Here is a 21,302-nt window from a genome sequence, read left to right as displayed (position 1 = left end):
AGGGGAGCGAGGTCAAAGGGGTAACGCTGATATCGTTGATAGGACAAAGACAGGTGAAATCGAAGACGAAAAAAATACTTTTTATCCTTGGCGTCAGTGGAGCGGCTGTTGTCCTGGCTGCGGTCGCCTTCCTGCTTACCTTCGACATGAACTCTTACAAACCCCGCATAGAGGCGGCGGCTTCCACTGCCACGGGGATGAATGTCCTTGTGAACGGCAAAATGAAGCTCTCGTTATTCCCGGGTGTAGGAATATCTCTTGAAGATATTATTATACAGAACAATGGGACAGTTGTTGCCTCGGCAAAAGAGGCGCATATTAAATTAAGACTGCTGCCTCTTATCAGGCGGAAAGTACTCATACGACAGCTCAGGTTCGTTACCCCCAGCTTGTTCATCACCAGAGACAGAGACGGGCGCTTTAATTTTGAAACAACAGAGAAGAAGCCTGCCCCCATGGGTCCCTTTGAAATGGAGAAAATCCTTATCGTGAGGGGGCATGCCACGTACTTAGACGTAAAATCGGGGGGAAAAACCGAGGCGAAAAACTGCGACCTTTCGATCCAGGACCTCTCTTCAGGCTGGGGAGAATCTTTTGGCGCCCTATCCTTCGATGGACATTTGTCATGCGAAGAAATGAAAGAACAAGAGTTGAGGATCTCTGATATTCGAGCTGACATGAATGTCCGCAAAGGGAAGTTAGAGGCATCCCCCTTTACTATGAGGATCTTTGGCGGTGACTGCAAAGGGAGCATCAAAGGTATGATGTCAGGCGAAAGCCGGGAATACTCGATTGACCTTGCGCTCACAAAATTCCGTTTCGAAGAGGTTCTTGGGACGTTTAATCAGAAACAAACGATACATGGCGAAATGGATATGAAATTGCACCTCGCAATGAAGGGAAACACCTCAAATGAGCTCACGAGGAGTGCCCATGGAGATGTCTCGATCCGGGGAAATAACCTCTCTCTCGCAAGCCTTGACATAGACCGTATGCTGAATAAGTACGAAAAGAGCCAGAACTTCAATCTGGTAGACCTGGGAGCATTCTTTGTCGTGGGCCCAATGGGTACGGTGATTACAAAGGGCTACGATTTCGGGAGAGCCTACATGGAGTCCCTGGGGGGAACGAGCACGATATTAAAACTTGTCTCAGACTGGAAAGTCAGGAACGGCATAGCTGAAGCCGAAGACGTGGCCTTTATCACAAGAAAAAACCGTGTCGCACTTAATGGAAAGCTCGATTTCGTCCACGACAGGTTCGAGGACGTAACGGTTGCCGTGCTCAACGACAACGGGTGCGCCACTTACAGCCAGAGGATACACGGTAGTTTCAATAAACCACAGATAGACAAGCCGAATATCTTCCTTTCGCTCATAGGTCCGGCCATCTCGCTCGCATCCAAATCTTACGAGATGCTCAAAGGGGGCAAATGCGATGTCATTTACCAGGGGACGTTGCAGGGCTTCGATGGGGTCGGACCACCCTAACCAGTATCCCCATGAAACCGTAACATACTACGTTACAGGCGTCAAAAAGAGAACTTCCGGTGATGCAGAATAGAGGACAAAGAAATTAATATTGACTTGATATGATTTAGGTGGATTGATAATATGAAGTGGTGGTCAACCTTACCGGAATGAGTGTCGCACTTGAGCGGAATAGGGATGTCAACAAGGAAGATGTCATTCGATTGAAAGATGCCCTGCAGCGTGAGGAGACGGCATCCATTTATGGTTAATCAGGCAACAGAACTCAGGTACGCTGTCCGGTTTCGTGTGGTCTGCAAGTATTTCGGGCACTGGTACTTATCTTCTCGATGCTTCTGCGGACCTGCCTGCCGAAACACGCCGTCATAGAGCCTCGGCTGGCAGGCCACCGACTTCCTGTTCTGCTTGACCGATAGCTACCAGGCCAACGTCATTGCCAGCCTGGTCGGCCGCTCCCTCGGATTCAAGCGAGTCGAGACGAGCATTCGCGATGAGCAATTCGAGGTCATCTGCTATTACCGTGATGGCAAGTTTTCACATGCGCATGAAGAAACAACACTCCGCATAGGCGACGAGATTGTAATTCTAACTCACAGCAAAAATATACCGACGTTGCAGAAGCGTTGGCTGCAGAAGCAAGCGCAGGAGTAGCCTAAGGATAAAGCCTCTACAAAGCCGACTATCCACAAAGTCTTCATGTTTGAAAGTTTCATTTTTTTTCATCTTCTACCCTCTTTTGTTCTTATTATTGCTGTCTTATTGTGAGTAAGGTACTCCCCATTGTCAAGTTGACAGGCTGTACAAGACATATTGAGCGTATTGCCCCTTCCTCACTGAACGAGACTTGTAACGAGTCTATTTAATGACTTCATCTCTTCATGGACAACACTAAGAATGAAAGTCCTTATCATAGACAGGTCTCCTTTATTTGCCTTTTGCAACGCCGCTATATACGCTGCCCTTCTTATTGGAGGAATAATCACAGGGCAGTATCCATTCTTCATAGTTAATATACTCAATAAAAGTCTTCCGACCCTTCCATTGCCATCAATGAAGGGATGAATGGATTCAAACTCAGAGTGCAGGTCGCCAGCCCATTCAAGCGGGTGTTGATCTGTCTGGACTCTGTTCAGATTTTCAACATGCCTTTTCATTAACCCGGAAATCTCACGATAATCAGGAGGCAGGAAATCATTCCCTGTAATTATGACATTCCTCTGCCGGTACTTTCCGGCGTCACCCGGTTCTATCTGCTGAAAAAAAAGCCTGTGAAGATACAGGACATCTTTCTCAGACAACGCCTTGTTCAGGAGGGAATAAATATGGTCATAGGCCCTTGCATGTCCAATAGCCTCAGAATGTTCTCTTATGGACTTCCCGCCTATGGTTAGTCCATCCTCAATGACAACCCTGGTCTCTGACTCTGTCAGGGTGTTCCCTTCTATGGCATTGGATGTATAGGTCAGACCAATGCGGTAATAATTCCTTAGTTGTTGAACGACATGTTCAGGAAAGGGACGATAGCAGTCAAGGGCAGACTTAATGGCATCAACTTTCCCCAATATCTCTTTATATGTCTCACTCATCTAACGCCTGCCATTTTGTCCCCATTTGCCTATGATGCTGACATTGACCACTTCATATTATCAATCCACTAAGATCATATCAAGTCAATTTTGATTTTATTTGTTTTCTATTTCCTGCCTGTCTCATGACTTTTTCGTCCATCAATGGTAAGATGATGGGCAAAAACAGACCTGGAATAAATGCCTATAACATCTTACCACGCCAAATACTTTGCGTATGAACTGACAAGGCAATATTCTTCTGACAGCCTGCAGAAGCTTGCCGCCTCTTTGTCTGATGCACAGGTTGATCTAAATCCCCATCAGGTAGAAGCCGCCTTATTTGCCTTTCGTTCACCCTTATCCAAAGGAGCAATTCTGGCAGATGAGGTTGGCCTTGGCAAGACCATAGAGGCCGGTATCGTCCTTTCTCAGAAATGGGCTGAACGGAATAGAAGGATACTTATTATAGTCCCCTCCAGCCTCAGGAAACAATGGAATCAGGAACTGGCAGATAAGTTTTTCCTCCCTTCCTGTATCCTTGAAACGAAATCCTTCAACGAAGAAATCAGGAAAGGCAATCTGAATCCATTTCATCAGAATGAAGTCATTATCTGTTCTTACCACTTTGCCAGGTCAAAGGATGCCTATATCAAGCTGGTCAATTGGGACCTGGTGGTTATTGATGAGGCCCATCACTTGCGAAATGTTTATAAGAATACCAATAAGATTGCCAGTGCCATTAAAACTGCCGTTGCCCATTCTCCAAAGCTTCTTTTAACTGCAACCCCGCTTCAAAATTCCCTGCTGGAACTCTACGGTCTCGTGAGTATTATTGATGACTATACCTTTGGCGATCTGAAGAGCTTTAAAAGTCAGTTTGCCAGGCTGACGAATGATGACAACTTTGATGACCTGAAGGCGCGTCTTTACCCTGTCTGCAAGCGGACACTCAGAAGACAGGTATTGGAGTATGTGAAATATACCAACAGGATTCCAATTACACAGGAGTTCCATCCAACGGAAAGTGAACAGATGCTCTATGACATGGTATCTGAATACCTTCAAAGACCTAACCTTTACGCATTACCGGCAAGTCAGAGACAGTTGATGACGCTGATCTTGCGTAAGCTCCTTGCCTCTTCTACCTATGCCATTTCAGGGACACTCGAAGCCCTGGCACACAAGCTTGATGCAGTTATTGAAGAATGTGAACCTCTGATTTTAGAGTCCGCTATTTCTGAGAACTTTGAAGAATATGAGGAGTTGAAGGATGAATGGACAGAAGAGGATGAAAGCGGTGAAGAATTAAAGATCTATACTCCAGAAGAAATAAAGTCCATTCGGGAGGAAAGCCGGTCGTTGAAAGAATTCTACGAACTGGCCAGGTCTATCCGGAGGAACTCCAAGGGAGAGGTTCTTATCACTGCGTTGAAAGCCGGTTTTGCCGAAGCTGAGAAACGTGGTGGCAGTAAAAAGGCCATTATATTCACTGAATCAACCAGAACTCAGAAATATCTTGCAAGCATTCTTGAAGATACGGATTACAAGGGGAGCATTGTCCTGTTCAACGGATCAAACAGTGATCCAAAATCTCAGGAGATTTATAAACGATGGATAGAAAGGCACCAGGGCACGGACAGGATTACAGGCTCAAAGAGTGCGGACATGCGGGCTGCTATCGTGGACTACTTCAGGGATGAAGCGGTGATCATGATTGCTACCGAAGCGGCCGCCGAAGGGATTAATCTGCAATTTTGCTCTCTTGTTGTAAATTATGACCTCCCGTGGAATCCTCAGCGGATTGAACAGAGGATAGGGAGATGCCATCGTTACGGACAAAAGCACGATGTGGTGGTTGTGAACTTCCTCAATAAGAAGAATGCCGCAGACCAGAGGGTATACCAGCTTCTCGCTGAAAAATTCAAACTCTTCGAAGGCGTCTTTGGCGCAAGCGATGAGGTCCTGGGGAGCATCGAGTCCGGTGTTGACTTTGAGAAGCGGATTGCACAGATCTATCAGCAATGCCGGACAGAGGATGAGATACAGGCCGCCTTTGATACCCTTCAGAAGGAGCTTGAACCCCAAATAGACGGATCCATGCGGCTCACGCGCCGGAACCTCCTTGAGAACTTCGATGAAGAGGTGCATGAAAAACTCCGGATGAATCTTGAGGAGAGCAGGGAGTATATTTCCAAATACGAAAACTGGCTCTGGGAACTCACAAAATATTATCTTGAACCCTATGCCGACTTTGCCGATAACGGGCACTCCTTTACACTGCGGCAGAATCCCTTTCCTGGCGAGGTCATCCATCCCGGACCATACAGAATAGGGAAGAACATTGAAGACGCTAACATCTACAGGTTCGGCCACCCCCTTGCACAGCGTATTATTGAAAGATGTAAGTCCTCTGCACTGGATTGTCAGGAATTAGTATTTGATTACTCAGGGACGCAGAGGAAGATCGGCATATTGGAGCCATTAATCGGCAAGACTGGTTGGTTGTCTGTTAGTGATCTTACAATCGAGTCGTTTGAAATCGAAAACGACATTTTATTTTGCGGTATGACAGATGACGGCATGGCTCTGGATGTAGAACAGTGTCAGAGATTCTTTTCTCTGCCGGCCACAATAAAACCCATTCAAGGCGAGATCTCTGGAGATGTAATGAGGACATTGGAAGTGTTAGCCGGCAAACAACAGGAGGACATCCTGCAAAGGAATGTCGGCCGTAATGCCGGTTTTTTCGATTCGGAAATAGAAAAGCTCGATAAATGGGCAGAGGATGTTAAAAACAGCCTCGAAATTGAATTGAAAGAACTTGACAAAGAAATAAAAACCAGAAAAACCGAGTCCAGGAAGATTCTCAAACTTGAGGAAAAGGTCGCTGCCCAGAGGGAAATCAAGGAAATGGAGAAGAAGAGAAATACGCTGCGGCAGAATCTCTATCAGGCGCAGGATGAAGTGGATAGCAAAAAGGAAAACCTGATAAGCGAGATTGAGGCAAGATTGAAACAGAAAATATCACGTGATGTTATGTTTACAATACGATGGAGATTGTTATAATAGAACCGGGCAAGAATGGATAAGGCCATAAGAAACATTGGTTCGGATAGAAATTCTTCATGGGTTTTGGCTTAGAAATTATTAGAAACTATTAGAAATAATTAGAATAGACAGAGAACAGGGAATTATTACTATTTGAAAGATAAGACATTTTTACTCGTTTGTCCTGAAATAAGTTATTAGTAATATTTTCCCCTGCGGGCATCACATGAGGAACTTAAAGGCTAATAAAATGGGCGATAGTATAGAAGAGGATATTGACTAAATGACGGATATCAATAAAGTAGGAATACTGAATAGCTGCAGCTCCGGCTATTTCAGAAGGCTTGATGGCACAACACAAAAGATGACAAACCATGAATTGAGATTAATGTTCCAGGAGAATGAGACAGTGCCTTTTGAGGATAAGATCAATAAAGATGCAACGTGGGACAACATCTCAAAGGAAAAGATCCGGAACTTCCTGAAAGAGGCAGACATCAGCATACGTAAAATAGTGCCTCGTGACATCCTGACAAGCCTGAACATTGCAGAGGGTAACGGGATTACCAATGCCGGTGTCCTCTTTTTTGCCAAGGAGCCGCGCAGGTTGATTGTCCAGGCGCAGATGACATTGATTGCATTCAAAGGGGTAGACCGTATACACATCTATGACAGGCAGGATGTGCAGGACGACCTTCTTACCCAGTTCAATGCAGCCGTGTTTTTCCTTATGAAACATTTGAACCTCCGTAGCGAGATAAAAGGCGTGAATCGTAAAGACATCTATGAGATACCATTTGAGGCCTTGCGGGAGGCGATTGCCAACGCTATAATCCATCGTGATTATAGTGTGCGGGGCACGAGTCTTATGGTCGAAGTATCTGATGACAGGGTGGAGATTATAAATCCAGGCGTATTCCCGTGGCATCAGAAGAAAGACTTCGGAAAAATTTCTGTTCGGAGAAACGAGCGCATTGCAGACCTCTTTTTCCGTATGGACAAGGTTGAACTGGCAGGTACCGGAATCAGGCGGATGAGAGAGGCAATGGCCGCAGCAGGACTTCCGCTACCAAAGATCCGGCAAAGCGGCTTTTATACGATTGTCTTTAAACGGCCCACAGGGAGTGAAGTAAAGAAAGAGGAGGAAGATATAACCAACGAGACTACCCAGGAAAGTTGGGTGAAAAAGTTGGGTCAAAAGTTGGGTCAAAATGAAAGAAAGGTATTAGGAATTATTGATAGGAATAAGTTCGTAACAATACCAGAACTTGCTGCGACGCTTAGAATAAGCACGACAGCAGTGGAAAATAATCTTGCAAAACTGAAATCAAAAAAAGTTCTCAAACGTGTCGGCCCTGACAAAGGCGGGCATTGGGAGATAGTAAAGGATTGACCAATGGCAATAACAAGTAACCCTCAAACGAATCGTAAATTATTTGATATAAAGACCCTCTCCACAACGTCAAGGCAGAAGATGAAAACAGGACAATTGGTATCATTTTGTGCAAAGATAAGAAGAAGGCTCTGGTTGAAATAACCTTGCTGGTGAACAATGAGCAAACATTCGCACATAAATGCCAGTTGTATCTGCCAAGCAAGGAAGAATTGAAAAGACAGTTGGAGGAGTAAATAATCAGGATGATGTCCAACAAAAACCAAAAACTCGAACTAACATGGATAGGCAAGGAGAACCAGCCGAAGCTGGAGCCGAGGATTCTTATTGAAGACACTGAAAAGTCCTTCGGTGACAGGAATACTGATAATATGCTTATTCAGGGTGACAATCTCCTTGCCCTCAAGGCGCTTGAGCAGGATTTTGCAGGGAAGATTAAGTGTGTCTATATTGATCCGCCTTATAATACCGGCAATGCCTTTGAGCATTATGATGACGGGCTGGAGCATTCAATATGGCTGAGTCTGATAAGGCCGAGGATTGAGATGCTGCACAGGCTGTTGAGCAATGACGGAACACTCTGGATTTCTATTGATGACGATGAGAGTCATTATCTGAAGGTGTTGTGTGATGAGGTTTTTGGAAGAAAGAATTTTGTAAATAATGTTATATGGGAAAAGAAATATTCTCCGCAGAATGATGCAAAATGGTTGTCTGATAGCCACGACCATATTCTGGTATATGCAAAGAACAAAGAGACATGGAGACCGAATCTCTTGCCGAGAACAGAGGAGATGAATGCCCGCTATAAAAACCCTGACAATGATCCGAGAGGCCTGTGGAAATCGAGTGATATGTCAGTAAAAACATATACAGCTGCAACGGACTATCCTGTTACCCTGTCTTCTGGTCGCATTGTTAATCCTCCAGAAAGTAGATGTTGGGTTATTTCAAAAGAAAAATATGAAGAGATGGTCAAAGATAATAGGATTTGGTTTGGACGAGATGGTAATAGTGTGCCCTCAATCAAACGTTTTTTAACGGAAGTACAAGTAGGAACTGTCTCTAAAACTATTTGGCACAGAACTGATGTTGGTGATAATCAAGAGGCAAAGCGTGAGATAAAGACATTTAATAGCGAGGATGTTTTCTCTACCCCCAAACCTGAACGCCTTATCCAGCGTATTCTTACCTTAGCTACCAACGAGGGCGATCTTGTCCTTGACTCCTTTCTTGGCTCCGGCACTTCCGCCGCCGTTGCCCATAAGATGAAGCGCAGTTGGATAGGCATTGAGCTTGGTGAGCACTGCCACACCCATTGCCTGCCGCGTTTGAAAAAGGTTGTTGATGGTACAGATCAGGGTGGAATATCCAAGGCCGTAACCTGGCAGGGCGGTGGTGGTTTCAAATATTATTATCTTGCCCCAAGTCTGCTTAAAGAGGATAAACACGGCAGCTGGGTGATTGATGAACGGTATAATGCCGACATGCTGGCCGCTGCAATGGCAAAGCATGAGAGCTTTAAATACTCCCCTGATGAGCAGATCTACTGGAAGCAGGGGAGGTCAACGGAGAAGGATTATATCTTTACAACCACAAACTTCGTCACTGTTGAGTTTCTCGATAAGATTCATGACGAGATGCAGCCTGATCAGAGCCTGCTGATCTGCTGCAAGTCCTTCTCAAAGGCTTGTGAGAGCAGACACCTGAACATTACCGTAAGGAAAATCCCAAAGATGCTCCTGGGCCGCTGTGAATTTGGGAAAGAGGATTACAGCCTGAATATTGTCAATATGCCGGTTGATGAAAATGAACCGCAACCTGAGCCGGTTAAGGTACAGCAGAAACCTGTACGCAAGGTTAAAGACAAGACACAGGGGGAGCTTTTTGTTGAAGAAGAGATTAATGAAGAATAAGTCCGGGAAGAATAAATTAGCGGGGATGACTAGTCATGAAGACCATCCAGTTTTTAATAGGGTATTACCTCTAAAAGAGGGTAATAAAGAGGGTAATAACTAAATGAACCGCATTGCCAGCTCCATTAAAAACCGCCTGAGCCTGCGGCCTCCGCAGGAGGGGAGCCTGAATATACTGGCAGGGCTTATGGACAGTTTAGCCCTTCAAAAAAACTGCGATTTATCTGCAGAGCTTGAAAAGGTCAGGAGCGCCTATCCTGTCTGTACCGATTTTGAAAGGAGCTTCCCTTCTATCTGCTTCGCACTGGCAACCGGTGTCGGCAAGACACGGCTTATGGGGGCATTTATCGCTTATCTCTACCTTGCCAAGGGTTTTAGAAACTTCTTTGTCCTTGCCCCGAACCTGACTATTTACAATAAGCTCATTGTGGATTTTTCCAATACCACCTGTCCCAAGTATGTATTTCAGGGGATCGGAGAGTTTGTCCACAACAATCCTGTAATCGTTACCGGCGATAATTACAACTCCATTGGTGACCTTTTCAGGGAGCAGGAGATAAGGATTAATGTCTTTAATATCTCCAAGATAAACTCAGAGATGAGGGGCGGGAAGCTCCCTCGTATCAAAAGGCTGTCGGAATATTTGGGATACTCGTATTTCAACTACCTCTCCGGCCTTGATGACCTTGTCCTGCTTATGGACGAATCCCATCACTACCGTGCAGACAGGGGCATGGAGGTTATCAATGAGTTGAACCCCATTTTAGGTCTGGAGCTTACGGCAACCCCGCAGGTTGAACGAAGCGGAGGGGCGGTAAAATTTAAGAATGTGGTATATGAATATTCTCTTGCTAAGGCTATCCGGGACGGCTTTGTTAAAGAGCCGGCAGTGGCTACCCGCAAAGATTTTGATCCGGGCCAGTATTCACCTGAGGATTTGGACAGGATCAAGCTTGAAGACGGTATCCGGATCCATGAGGATACAAAGGTTGCTTTGGATATCTTTGCACGGGATCACAGAATGCCGGTAGTAAAGCCATTTGTGCTGGTGGTTGCCAAAGATACGGAACATGCCGGCAGGTTAAGAGAGCTTATAGTATCAAGCGCTTTCTTTGAGGGGCACTATGAGGATAAGGTTATGGAAATCCATTCGAATCAGAGCGGGGATGAGAAAGATGAGAACATTGATCGTCTGCTCTCTTTGGAAAGTCCTGACAACAGGATAGAGATTGTTATTCATGTGAATATGCTCAAAGAGGGGTGGGATGTTACAAACCTCTATACCATAATTCCTTTGAGGACGGCGGCCTCAACTACTCTGAGAGAACAGACGATCGGCAGGGGACTGCGCCTTCCTTATGGAAAGAGGACAGGTCATGACAAGGTTGACAAGCTCACTATTGTTGCCCATGACAGGTTTCAGGAGATTATTGATGCTGCTAACAGGCCCGATTCAATCATCAGAAAAGAAAATATCATTACCATTGATGCGGAAGAATTAAGCCATACTAAAGAAGTCATTACGTCCGTCCCATTGGTTGAGAAAAAGATTGAGGAGCAGCAGAAAGTAATTGACTCCATTGCAGGGCCGGAAGAGAAACAGCGGGCGCAGATAAGTCTCGATGTTCAAAAGGCCATTCTCTACATGCTTCCGGAGCTTAACAATAAAGTGACAAGTGTTAATGGATTGAAGAAGGAAGAAATTAAGGAGATGGCCATTGAGAAGATAAGGGAGAGCCTGGCAAGCTCGCCGCAGCAGGTAATGTTTGCTGCAGAAATGATAAAGGATGCAGAGAATACCTATGAAATGATTGTGGATGAGTTTGCAAAGAACATTATTGAAATCCCGAGAATAACCATCCAGCAATCCGGTGAGATAAGATCGGGTTTCAGGGATTTTGATCTGGACACGAACAACCTGAATTATCAACCTGTCTCAGAGGAGATTCTCATCAGGAAACTGAGGGAGCAGGAAAATAGTGTTGACATTGTTATAGGTAGGGGCAGAATTATTCCTGATGTCCCGGAACGTATCATTGTGAATGAGCTTATGAACTACCCTGAAATAAACTACGATGAACAGTCGGAGCTGTTGTTCAAGTTGACTGGACAGGCCATTGAGAAGTTTCAGTCCTGGCTGGGAGCTGATCAGATTTTAAATGTCGTCCAATATCACAAGAAAGAGATAGGACGGTATATCTATTCCCAGTTAATGGTGCATTTCTATTGTGAGACGACAGGCTTTGAACAACCGGTTGTAAAACCTTTTACAAAAATTGAAGAACACAATTTCTCCAAATATACAAAGGACAGCATACATCATTATACCGATACCATAACTCCAACAAGTGCAATCCCGGGCAAGGTTTTCTGCGGATTCAGAAAGGCCTGTCATAATCTTTATAAATTCGACTCCAAGACAGAAAAGGACTTTGCCATCATCCTGGAAAATGAAGCGGCGGTATTAAAATGGATGAGACCGGCTCAGAGGCAGTTTCACATCTACTGGAGGCATAACTCCAAGCAATACAATCCTGACTTTATCGTTGAGACGGTAGACACTATTTATATGGTGGAGACAAAGAAAGAGGGCGCCATAGATGACCAGGATGTTCAAGAAAAAAGTCAGGCGGCTCTGCAACACTGCAAATATGCCACTGAGTTCACGTCGCAAAACAGCGGCAAGCAGTGGAAGTATGTCCTTATACCACATAACATTGTTCAGGCTAACATGAGTTTCAATTATTTGGTGAGGGCATGTGAGACGTGAAAATCAGAGCACATCTTATTCATAAGATTCTGAGTATCATATTTATCATTCAGGTTGTATCTACTGTTAATCCATCATCAGTCATGTCTGAATCTCTTCCATCTGATAATAAAGGCAAGGTCATGATCCTTGAATACCATAAGATTGACTATCCTGAGTCCCGCTGGACACGGACGCCTGAGAATTTCAGGAAAGACCTGCAGAGGTTCTATGAGAAAGGCTACCAGCTGACACGGATGGACGATTTTCTGGAAGGCCGTATCCGGGTTGGGAATGGAAAGACGCCGCTTATCCTGACCTTCGATGATTCATCACCGGGACAGCTCAGGTTTCTTTCTGATGGAAATAGCGGTTATAAGGTGGATCCTGACTGTGCAGTGGGCATACTTGAATCATTCCATGCAAAACATCCCGATTTTGGATTAGCGGCAGTCTTCTACGTCCTGCCTGCGGCTGACCCGCCAAATAAGCTTTTTAACCAGCCTGAATATACACAGGAGAAGCTCCGCTACCTGGTGCGCAAAGGCTTTGAAATCGGCAATCACACCTTATGGCATGCAACGCTGTCAAAACAGAGCCCCGAAGGTGTGCGCCGTCAGCTTGCGCTTGCTGTCAAGGCGATACAGGAGGCGGTGCCGGGCTACGAGGTCAAATCACTTTCCCTTCCCATGGGGATTTATCCGAAGGACACAAGCACCCTGCTGAACGGTACATATGAGGGTGTATCATACAGGCATAAAGGCGTGATGATGGTAACAGGCGGCCCGGCAGTCCCTCCATTCCACAAATCCTTTGACCCGCTCCGCATACCACGGATTCAGGCTGTTGAACGGGAGCTTAGTTACTGGTTGCAGTATTTTGATGAACATGTGGAAGAGAGGTTTACAAGTCAATAGAGTGGCTTGGCGTCACTAAGTAACGAAGATGTTGAAAGTCGGAATCTTAAATGACAGCATGTTTAAAATACCACGAATACTCTTGCCGCTGCCGTGTGGTCTGCCCCAGTTGCTCTACCAAATGGTGAATATTATGTGCTTTTAAATGAAGTTTGTATGTTTCAAATATGAAAATGTTTCAGAATTGGAAAAATACTATAACTATTTGATAGTTAATGTAATGCTAAGGAGTACTATTCTTATTTGTTTCATAATTGAAACGATGTCATATTTTTAGCTCTTTTGTCTTGTCTTGTTTTTATTAATGAAATCAATGTATTACACATGAAAAATATTTGTTATTAAATGGCATGCCTTTTGAAATATATATTAAGCATAAGGGATGCAAATGAGGGACCCAAAAGGGTCTATTAACTTCTGGAAGGGGGTGTTTAACATGGAAACGACTCATACTTTCCATCATGGCTTAAATCACATCAACAACAGTCATGTGGACGGGACAAAAAAAGAATTAAATAAAGTGGATATAGAGAAGAGAGATTTATATATCTCTGGTGTCTCAGTTGGTGCAATTATTTCAATAGGGATGTTAGTTGCCGCCTATTTTCTCCTCTGGTAAGTTTTGTTTTGCATAGTTTTGCATGGCAGCCCCTCATAAGCATACCACTCATGGGGGGTTTTTATTTTCAGGCGGCAGGATGTTCATACTCTTTTTTATTTTGCTGCATCCGGATCATATAGTGGCAGCATTTTCCCGGCAAATTTGTTCCTGTTGGAAAGATGGCATATAATAGTAATATGAACAGAGAAGACAGCCCATCTAAGATATCAAGCGATGCCATCCTTGATAGTATTGCAGGTATCCTTCCTAATGCCGCAAGTGTCCAGCGGTATCTTGACGTTAATAGCGAGACAATATTAAACAGCATCGCAGATGGTATAGTGGTCATAGGGCTGGACCATCGGATCCTTTTTATCAACCGTGCTGCAGAAGAGATGTTAGGGCGGCCGGACATGGAGTCCATTATAGGTGATAAAAAGTGCAATGAGGTTATTTCACATCCGGGTTGCACCATTGGTTGTCTGATCAACACAACTTTAGAGACGGGAGAGCCTGTCTATAACTATGAAACTTTCTTTGAAAGAAAGGGGCGAAAACTTTTTCTCAGCATCAATACGGCTCTGCTCAGGGATGGCAATAATGAAATTATCGGAGGCATAGAGACGTTCAGGGACATTACGATTATTAAAGAGTTGCATAATGAACTCAAGAATAAGTATTCCTTTGAGAACATCATTGGGAAAGACCAGCGCATGCATGAAGTCTATGAGTTGATACGGGAAGTAGCCCCTACAAAGGCAACTGTTCTTATCGAAGGAGAAACAGGAACAGGAAAGGAGTTAATAGCAAATGCCATACATCTGCATTCTCCAAGAAACAACAGACCGTTTGTTAAGGCAACCTGTGCTGTCCTTTCTGAAGGCCTGCTGGAGAGTGAACTCTTCGGGCATGTCAAAGGTGCTTTTACCGGTGCAATAACAGATAAGACCGGAAGGTTTGAGCTGGCAAATCAGGGGACCATTTTTCTGGATGAGATCGGAGATGTTGCCCTCCATACTCAGATAAAACTCTTAAGGGTGCTTCAGGAGGGGGAATTAGAACGGGTTGGTGATTCAAAGACAATAAGGGTAGATGTCAGGGTGATTGCCGCTACTAATAAAGACCTGAGACTTGCTGTAGAAAAGGGCGAATTCAGGGAAGACCTTTATTACAGACTAAAGGTAGTGCCTGTACTGGTCCCACCGTTGCGGGAAAGAAAAGATGATATTCCGCTCCTTTTAAAACATTTTATAGAAAAGTTTAACACGGAGATGGGTGCTAAGGTGGGGAATGTTTCTCCCGCTGCAATGGAGTTTCTTATGGAGTATCATTATCCCGGAAACATCAGGGAACTTGAACATATTATAGAATATGCCGTTATCAGATGTCATGGGGCGACTATTAATCCCGAACACCTTCCTAAGGATATTCAAAACAAGAGCATCATTGATAAGGTTATAAATAAACATGACCCCCTCAGAGAATTGGAGAGAGAGTTTGTCATCCGTCTCCTTATTGAGACCAACTGGAATTATCTGGAGTGTGCCAGAAGGCTGAATATGAGCAGAACTACGCTGTGGAGAAAGCTGAAGGCGCTTGATATTGGGAAAGAAAATCTTTAGTCTGTTTCTTTTCTCTTCTCTTAGGGTCTCCTCTTAGGGGTCGGACCACGCTATCCTTCTGATTTAAAAGGGAAATTACTTCCGGAAATAGGCATTTTCACTCATTATAGCATCAATTTAATAGGTAAAATCTTTGATATAAGCTGTGGTGTTTGATTCTTTGCACACAAGAAATAGTTCTTGCCCTGATGGCATGATATAATGAATATGTTATGTTGTCAGAGTCAGTAATAAGAAGTTTGAAGAATATAGCAGGTAGTGATAATGTCCTGACCTCAAAAGAGGATAGATTATGCTATGCCTGTGACGCGACGAAGCAAATATTCCTTCCTGATGCTGTAGTATTCCCGTCTGATTCTGAAGAGGTTTCAAAGGTTCTCAGTCTTGCAAATACGGAGAGGTTTAATGTCACTCCGAGAGGCGCTGGTACAGGTCTTTCCGGAGGGAGTATCCCGATCAGTGGAGGGGTTGTCCTGTCTCTTGAGCGGATGCGAAGGATACTTAGGATTGACACTAAGAATCTCATTGCTGTTGTTGAACCCGGTGTTGTGAATTTCGAACTGCAGATGGAGCTTGGTAAGTCCGGCCTTTTCTTTCCGTCTGAGCCGACGAGTATGAGGTACTGCACAATTGGAGGAAATATTGCGAACTGTTCCGGCGGGCCGAGGTCTGTAAAGTATGGTGTTACTCGCGATTATGTCTTAGGGCTTGAGGTGGTGCTGCCAACCGGTGAGAAAATGGAGACAGGTACTCAGACCGTAAAGGGTGTAACAGGTTATGATCTCACTCGCCTTATCGTTGGTTCTGAGGGGACACTTGGCATCGTAACGAAGGCAACCCTGAGACTCCTTCCATTTCCCAGGTTTGTCAATACGATACTTGCAATCTTCGATAATGAGTGTGCAGCTGGAAATGCTGTAGTTGAGATTATGGGTTCTGGTGTCAAACCGTCTGCTGTTGAATTTATGGACATGGCATCAGTTAAATGTACAAGGGAAAGTGACAGATTTGATTTTCAAACTGATAACGGTGCTGTTTTATTGATAGAAATTGATGGTGAAATAGAGTCGTTAGAACGAAGGTCCGGGGCGGTTAGTGATATCTGTCTCAGGGAAGGGGCAGTAAATGTACGGAGGGTTACATCCAAGAAGGAGGTGAAAGACATATGGTGGTTGAGGAGGGCAATCTCCCCTTCTCTTGCAAACATTAGGCCGGATAAGATAGTTCACGACATAGTTGTCCCGCTGAGTTCGGTCTCTGAGTTCCTGCAGGCAGTTAGGAATATTGAGAGAGGGAAGGGCATTGTTATCGCATGTTTCGGCCACGCTGGCGAGGGTAACATTCATGTAAATATATTGCTGGATAAGAATAATGTTGAGGAGGTTGGAAGGGCTGAGGAGGCAGCTGATGAAATAATGGGCCTGACCGTAAGGCTTGGAGGTTCTATCTCAGGTGAGCAGGGGATAGGTATTACCAGGAGGGTTTATTCAGGGATGGAGCTTCATCCGGTTGCTGTTGAAGTGATGAAGAAGATAAAGGGAGTGCTTGACCCGAAAGGAATATTGAATCCCGGGAAGATCTTTGCATAAGCAATGAGTGGGAAATGACGTGATTGAGGTAACATTATTATATGAAGAAACTTGCTGATTACATTCGAGAGCTTTCCATGTGCGTTCGTTGTGGTACATGCAGAAGTACATGTCCCACGCTTATTACTCTGGGGAGGGAGACTGCGAGCGCAAGGGGGAAGCTCACTCTTATTGATGCATATATCAGTGGGGATATTGGGTTATCCGACACGTTTGTAAAACATATATCAGAGTGCCTGCTCTGCGGGGCATGTCAGCAGAGTTGTCCGAACAGCATTCCTGTTCCTGAAATTATTATGGCGGCACGGGCAGAGGTAATAAATGACAGGGGGGTGCCTCTCATAACATCAGCAATCATGAAGGGGTTGAGGGAGCCTGATGGCTTTGTTGGAAAGACCCTTAAGCTTGCATCTATTGCTCAAAGGGTTGTTTTCAAAGATGTGTCAAATACCGGTGGTTTACAGCGCAGGCTGCCGCTTCCTTATATTACGGACGAGAGACTCGTCCCGCCTCTTGCAAAGAGGTTCTTTCTTGATATTGTTACGGAAGAAAGTCCTGTCCTGGGAGAGTTCGAAGGAGTGAGAGCGGGGTCATCAGCAGCAAAAACCTCAAGGGTCGGCTTCTTTGCAGGTTGTCTCATAAATTACGTAATGCCGGATATCGGTTTAGCATCACTTAAAGTGCTGGAAAAGGCCGGTGCTGCAGTAGTGGTCCCGTCTGGCCAGACCTGTTGCGGTATGCCTGCCACCAGTATGGGAGACTTTGAGGATGCGAAGGCGTTGGCGCTGAAAAACCTTGAGGTATTTGAATCACATGACCTTGATTTTATTACTACAGCATGTGCAACATGCACAGATGGACTAAAAAACAAATTCAGGAAACTACTTGAGGATGAAGGCACTGAAATGAAAATGCGTGTGGATGCCTTCTGCAGTAAGGTACGAGACATTACAGACTTGCTGGTTAATGAATTGAAGTTGCCTGCTTCAATGTCAGGACTGAATACATCAGAAGGCGGGGCTGTTGTCACCTATCATGATCCATGTCATCTGCGCAGGGGGCTTGGTATTAAGGATGAGCCCCGTGAACTTATTGAAACAGCGGGATTCGATATAAAAGAGATGAAACACCCGTGCAGGTGCTGCGGGCTCGGAGGGAGTTTCAGTATTACTAACTATGAGCTTTCTACTGAGATAAATATGCTCAAGGCCGAGGATATAAAAGGAACTGGCGCTGAGATTGCAGCCACTGCATGTCCCGGGTGCATGGTACAACTAAAGGATGGACTACACAAGATTAATGCCAAGGTTGAGGTCAAACATATTGTTGAATTGATTGCAGAGAGGATGGGTTAAATAGGGACAGCGACTATTTATTTGGTTCCAAATAAATAGTCGCTGTCCCTATTTAACCGTAGACACTATATCAGGTGTGATACTACATACCGATCTCCAAACTTCTTAATATTGTCATAAATAATCTCTAATTTATCGAGGTGATCTTCTTCATCCTTCAGAATTTCTTCAAGCAGCAGCCTGCTTCCGTTATCTCTCTCTGAGAAGCAGGTTGAGATTCCGGAATTCAGTCTGTCTATTGCCTCGATCTCTATATTGATATTAGTCTTAACCATGTCAATGATTTCTTTCTGTTCCATGTCGGGTACCATGTGTTTTTGATAGGTTACTTCAGCGCCCAGAAAAAGGATTCGCTCGGCAAGTTTCTCTGCATGCTTCATTTCATCAACAGCATCCTCTTTGAGCATATCTGCAATTTTCTTATAGCCTTTGCCAGCACATTTAGTGTGCTGGTCCATGTATATACCAACTGCGCCTACCTCAGCTGTGTATACTTCAACCAGCACAGTTGCAACTTTTTTATTTACTTTTTTCATAATTAGATTCTCCCTTTGTTAAGCACTTTTAAATTGTTACGAAATCTTATGCCTTTGATGGTACTTCCTGATATAATTTCATCGAGCAGAACTTTGGTCCGCACATTGAGCAAAAGGACGCATCTTTGTAAGAGGGCTGTGGCAGGGTTTCATCGTGCATAGCCCTTGCAGTTTCAGGGTCTAAAGACAGTTCAAACTGACGGTTCCAGTCAAAGGCAAACCGTGCCTTTGATATCTCATCGTCCCTGTCCCTTGCTCCCTTCCTGTGACGGGCAATGTCTGCTGCGTGAGCTGCTATCTTGTATGCCACTATCCCATTTTTTACATCCTCAAGATTAGGAAGACCAAGGTGTTCTTTGGGAGTCACATAGCATAGTATGGCAGCGCCGGCTGTGGCGGCTACGGTAGCTCCGATTGCTGATGTTATATGATCGTAACCCGGTGCAATGTCAGTTACAATAGGACCCAGCACATAGAATGGCGCCCCATGACACAGCTCTATCTCTTTTTTTACGTTCATCTCTATCTGATCTAACGGTATGTGTCCCGGTCCCTCTATCATGACCTGGACGTCTTCCTCCCATGCCTTCAACGTAAGTTCGCCAAGTACTGACAGCTCTGCAAACTGTGCCTCATCGCTTGCATCAGCAAGGCAGCCGGGTCTCAGGCCATCGCCAAGGCTGAGGCTTACATCATATCTTTTACATATCTCAAGAATACGGTCAAAGTGTGTATAAAGAGGATTCTGCTTATTATGATAAGCCATCCACTGGGCCATGATTGCACCACCGCGGCTTACGATCCCCATATGGCGCTTTGCCGCCATTGGAAGGAACTCATGAAGTAGTCCGCAATGTACCGTCATGAAGTCTACACCCTGTTTTGCCTGAATCTCAATTATATCGAGCAGGTCATCTATGGTAAGTTCATGTATCTCGTTAACCCTTTCAAGTACTTCATAGATTGGGACGGTCCCTAATGGTATAGGACTGTTATGTATCATCGCCTCACGGATCTCGTGGATATGTTTCCCTGTGCTTAAATCCATTACGGCATCTGCCCCGTACTTGACGCAAAGATTAAGCTTTTCAAGCTCCTCGCCTACTGAGGAGCTGAGTGAAGAGTTGCCGATATTGGCATTAATCTTACACCTTGCGGCAATGCCTATACCCATTGGCTCAAGGTTAGGATGGTATATGTTGGCAGGTATGATAAAACGTCCATCGGCGATCTCTGAGCGGATAAGCTCAGGCTCAAGACCCTCCACAGCAGCAACGTGACGCATCTCCTCTGTGATGATGCCTATTCTTGCATAATGCATCTGCGTTACGTTGTCTTTACCGATGCGGGGTTTAATCCAGTTACTTCTCATATAGTGTTCCCTTATCTATGATAGTTTCACTCCTCCCATCCTTATATTCAAGGACAAGGGTAGGAGAAAAGAATACGTAGTCTTCATGGAAATTGGCGCTTGTCTTTCCGCCAAAGGTGGTGTTGTCGCCAAGTGCAATGTGTGTTGTACCGAGTATCTTCTCAGCCTCCAGGATATTGTCGGGTCTCGATGCCTTATCATTTGTCCCGATGCCGAGTTCTGCAATATTTGATGCCGTTGGGCTCACTTTGAAAATATTTTCAAGATACTTTACAAATTCATGGTCCCCGTCAACATTTACTACATTGCCTGCTTTAACGGTAAGGGTAACAGGCGGGGAAAGTTTTCTTGTTGTGGACCATTCCAATACCATGACCCCTTCAGACGTCCCTTCTAAAGGGGCAACGTATACCTCGCCGGCAGGCAGGTTCCCGAAGCTTCCCTTTCCGGTTATAATCCCTGTGTCAGCAAATCCACCCCTGCCGCTTACACTCAATCGTAAGTCTGTACCGAGTGGACATTTCATGATAACTGATTCTGCATCTGTGATAAGGCCGGCGATCTTTTCTGTACGTTTTTTGACGATATTCCAGTCAACATCCATCGGGCCGGCAAACATGTCAGGATCAAACATAGGCATGCTTGCGTAACGTGCCCCGCTTATCTTTGTCAGGAGATGCCTGAATCTTGTATGGCTGGTTGAGAAATTAGCCATACCAATAACAACATTAACCATATCATCCTTATATGGAGATAATATTTCGAATGCCTTTTCAATATCACCGTCAATCGCCTTTTTTGCTATCAATCGTTCAAGTATGCCGCTGGTTCGTAATTCCTTAACTGCCTTGTTACCAAATGCCATCAGCCAGACAGGTTCAGGCGGTTCATATCCATTATTGGGAAGTGAATCGTATTTGTAGAATTGTGTTGATGTGAGTTTAGCAGAAAGTTCAGCCACACGTTCAGCGGCATTTTCAAGGCGGCGGCATCTGTCCATTTCCTTAGGAACAAGACGCCCCTCCTGCATATGGTCGGTAAATACGAGCACACTTTCACCTTTATGAATGCCCATATTGATGCTGAAGAGTTTTTCTATAGCCTTATCCATTATACATTTATTTCTGCACGTAAAAGGGGACGGTT

The 21,302-nt window shown here is 44.8% G+C and carries 15 protein-coding genes; 11 read left to right on the top strand and 4 right to left on the bottom strand.

What is annotated here, in order from left to right:
• Positions 1 to 53: 53 nt before the first annotated feature.
• A complete protein-coding gene (locus IT392_05035; protein MCC6543851.1) occupies positions 54 to 1,490 on the top strand; it encodes an AsmA family protein in 1,437 nt (478 codons plus the stop codon).
• A gap of 830 nt (positions 1,491 to 2,320) precedes the next feature.
• On the opposite strand, the gene IT392_05030 is transcribed toward IT392_05035, so the two are convergent.
• A complete protein-coding gene (locus IT392_05030; GenBank protein ID MCC6543850.1) occupies positions 2,321 to 3,076 on the bottom strand; it encodes a Fic family protein in 756 nt (251 codons plus the stop codon).
• A 180-nt stretch (positions 3,077 to 3,256) separates the two neighbouring features.
• On the opposite strand from IT392_05030, the gene IT392_05025 reads away from it, so the two are divergent.
• The 10 genes from IT392_05025 to IT392_04980 all read left to right on the top strand — a co-directional run bounded on the left by IT392_05025 (position 3,257) and on the right by IT392_04980 (position 18,248).
• On the top strand, positions 3,257 to 6,124 hold the full coding sequence (locus IT392_05025; protein MCC6543849.1) for a DEAD/DEAH box helicase family protein: 2,868 nt from the start codon (positions 3,257 to 3,259) through the stop codon (positions 6,122 to 6,124).
• Between the two features lie 265 nt (positions 6,125 to 6,389).
• A complete protein-coding gene (locus IT392_05020; GenBank protein ID MCC6543848.1) occupies positions 6,390 to 7,499 on the top strand; it encodes a hypothetical protein in 1,110 nt (369 codons plus the stop codon).
• A 95-nt stretch (positions 7,500 to 7,594) separates the two neighbouring features.
• The gene (locus IT392_05015) at positions 7,595 to 7,735 is read left to right on the top strand and encodes a hypothetical protein (GenBank protein ID MCC6543847.1); all 141 of its coding nucleotides are present in this window, start codon (positions 7,595 to 7,597) and stop codon (positions 7,733 to 7,735) included.
• A 12-nt stretch (positions 7,736 to 7,747) separates the two neighbouring features.
• Positions 7,748 to 9,415 carry a site-specific DNA-methyltransferase gene (locus IT392_05010; protein ID MCC6543846.1) on the top strand — a complete coding sequence of 556 codons (1,668 nt, stop codon included), beginning with the start codon at positions 7,748 to 7,750 and terminating at the stop codon, positions 9,413 to 9,415.
• Between the two features lie 103 nt (positions 9,416 to 9,518).
• Positions 9,519 to 12,185: a DEAD/DEAH box helicase family protein gene (locus IT392_05005; GenBank protein ID MCC6543845.1), complete on the top strand. Its 2,667-nt coding sequence runs from the start codon at positions 9,519 to 9,521 to the stop codon at positions 12,183 to 12,185.
• The gene (locus tag IT392_05000; GenBank protein MCC6543844.1) at positions 12,182 to 13,081 is read left to right on the top strand and encodes a polysaccharide deacetylase family protein; all 900 of its coding nucleotides are present in this window, start codon (positions 12,182 to 12,184) and stop codon (positions 13,079 to 13,081) included. The genes IT392_05005 and IT392_05000 overlap by 4 nt, the downstream gene beginning before the upstream one ends.
• Before the next feature lie 436 nt (positions 13,082 to 13,517).
• Positions 13,518 to 13,700 carry a hypothetical protein gene (locus tag IT392_04995; protein ID MCC6543843.1) on the top strand — a complete coding sequence of 61 codons (183 nt, stop codon included), beginning with the start codon at positions 13,518 to 13,520 and terminating at the stop codon, positions 13,698 to 13,700.
• Between the two features lie 179 nt (positions 13,701 to 13,879).
• Positions 13,880 to 15,304 (top strand): sigma 54-interacting transcriptional regulator, encoded by a 1,425-nt coding sequence (locus tag IT392_04990; GenBank protein MCC6543842.1) that lies wholly within the window; start codon positions 13,880 to 13,882, stop codon positions 15,302 to 15,304.
• Positions 15,305 to 15,516: 212 nt separating this feature from the next.
• Entirely contained in the window at positions 15,517 to 16,893 is a 1,377-nt protein-coding gene (locus tag IT392_04985; protein ID MCC6543841.1) for an FAD-binding protein, read from the top strand.
• Between the two features lie 41 nt (positions 16,894 to 16,934).
• A complete protein-coding gene (locus tag IT392_04980; GenBank protein ID MCC6543840.1) occupies positions 16,935 to 18,248 on the top strand; it encodes a (Fe-S)-binding protein in 1,314 nt (437 codons plus the stop codon).
• A 65-nt stretch (positions 18,249 to 18,313) separates the two neighbouring features.
• Here the strand turns inward: IT392_04980 and IT392_04975 are convergent, their stop codons facing one another.
• Genes IT392_04975 through IT392_04965 form a run of 3 tightly spaced genes read right to left on the bottom strand, consistent with a single transcriptional unit; the run spans position 18,314 to position 21,267 of the window.
• Positions 18,314 to 18,784, bottom strand: a complete 471-nt coding sequence (locus IT392_04975; protein ID MCC6543839.1) for a hypothetical protein — start codon at positions 18,782 to 18,784, stop codon at positions 18,314 to 18,316.
• Positions 18,785 to 18,830: 46 nt separating this feature from the next.
• Positions 18,831 to 20,156 carry a phosphomethylpyrimidine synthase ThiC gene (gene thiC, locus IT392_04970; GenBank protein ID MCC6543838.1) on the bottom strand — a complete coding sequence of 442 codons (1,326 nt, stop codon included), beginning with the start codon at positions 20,154 to 20,156 and terminating at the stop codon, positions 18,831 to 18,833.
• Positions 20,146 to 21,267: an aminopeptidase gene (locus IT392_04965; protein ID MCC6543837.1), complete on the bottom strand. Its 1,122-nt coding sequence runs from the start codon at positions 21,265 to 21,267 to the stop codon at positions 20,146 to 20,148. The genes thiC and IT392_04965 overlap by 11 nt, the downstream gene beginning before the upstream one ends.
• Between the last annotated feature and the right edge of the window lie 35 nt (positions 21,268 to 21,302).

The sequence above is a fragment of the Nitrospirota bacterium genome, assembly GCA_020846775.1.
GTDB lineage: Bacteria > Nitrospirota > 9FT-COMBO-42-15 > HDB-SIOI813 > HDB-SIOI813 > RBG-16-43-11.
This window is presented reverse-complemented; position numbering and strand designations above follow the sequence as displayed.

Bases quoted from the DNA above. Each gene is read 5' to 3' on its own strand.
- IT392_04990 (MCC6543842.1), top strand. From the start codon at position 13,880: ATGAACAGAGAAGACAGCCCATCTAAGATATCAAGCGATGCCATCCTT.
- IT392_05010 (MCC6543846.1), top strand. From the start codon at position 7,748: ATGTCCAACAAAAACCAAAAACTCGAACTAACATGGATAGGCAAGGAG.
- IT392_04980 (MCC6543840.1), top strand. From the start codon at position 16,935: ATGAAGAAACTTGCTGATTACATTCGAGAGCTTTCCATGTGCGTTCGT.
- IT392_05005 (MCC6543845.1), top strand. From the start codon at position 9,519: ATGAACCGCATTGCCAGCTCCATTAAAAACCGCCTGAGCCTGCGGCCT.
- IT392_04995 (MCC6543843.1), top strand. From the start codon at position 13,518: ATGGAAACGACTCATACTTTCCATCATGGCTTAAATCACATCAACAAC.
- IT392_04965 (MCC6543837.1), bottom strand. From the start codon at position 21,267: ATGGATAAGGCTATAGAAAAACTCTTCAGCATCAATATGGGCATTCAT.
- thiC (MCC6543838.1), bottom strand. From the start codon at position 20,156: ATGAGAAGTAACTGGATTAAACCCCGCATCGGTAAAGACAACGTAACG.
- IT392_04975 (MCC6543839.1), bottom strand. From the start codon at position 18,784: ATGAAAAAAGTAAATAAAAAAGTTGCAACTGTGCTGGTTGAAGTATAC.
- IT392_04985 (MCC6543841.1), top strand. From the start codon at position 15,517: ATGTTGTCAGAGTCAGTAATAAGAAGTTTGAAGAATATAGCAGGTAGT.
- IT392_05030 (MCC6543850.1), bottom strand. From the start codon at position 3,076: ATGAGTGAGACATATAAAGAGATATTGGGGAAAGTTGATGCCATTAAG.
- IT392_05020 (MCC6543848.1), top strand. From the start codon at position 6,390: ATGACGGATATCAATAAAGTAGGAATACTGAATAGCTGCAGCTCCGGC.
- IT392_05025 (MCC6543849.1), top strand. From the start codon at position 3,257: ATGCCTATAACATCTTACCACGCCAAATACTTTGCGTATGAACTGACA.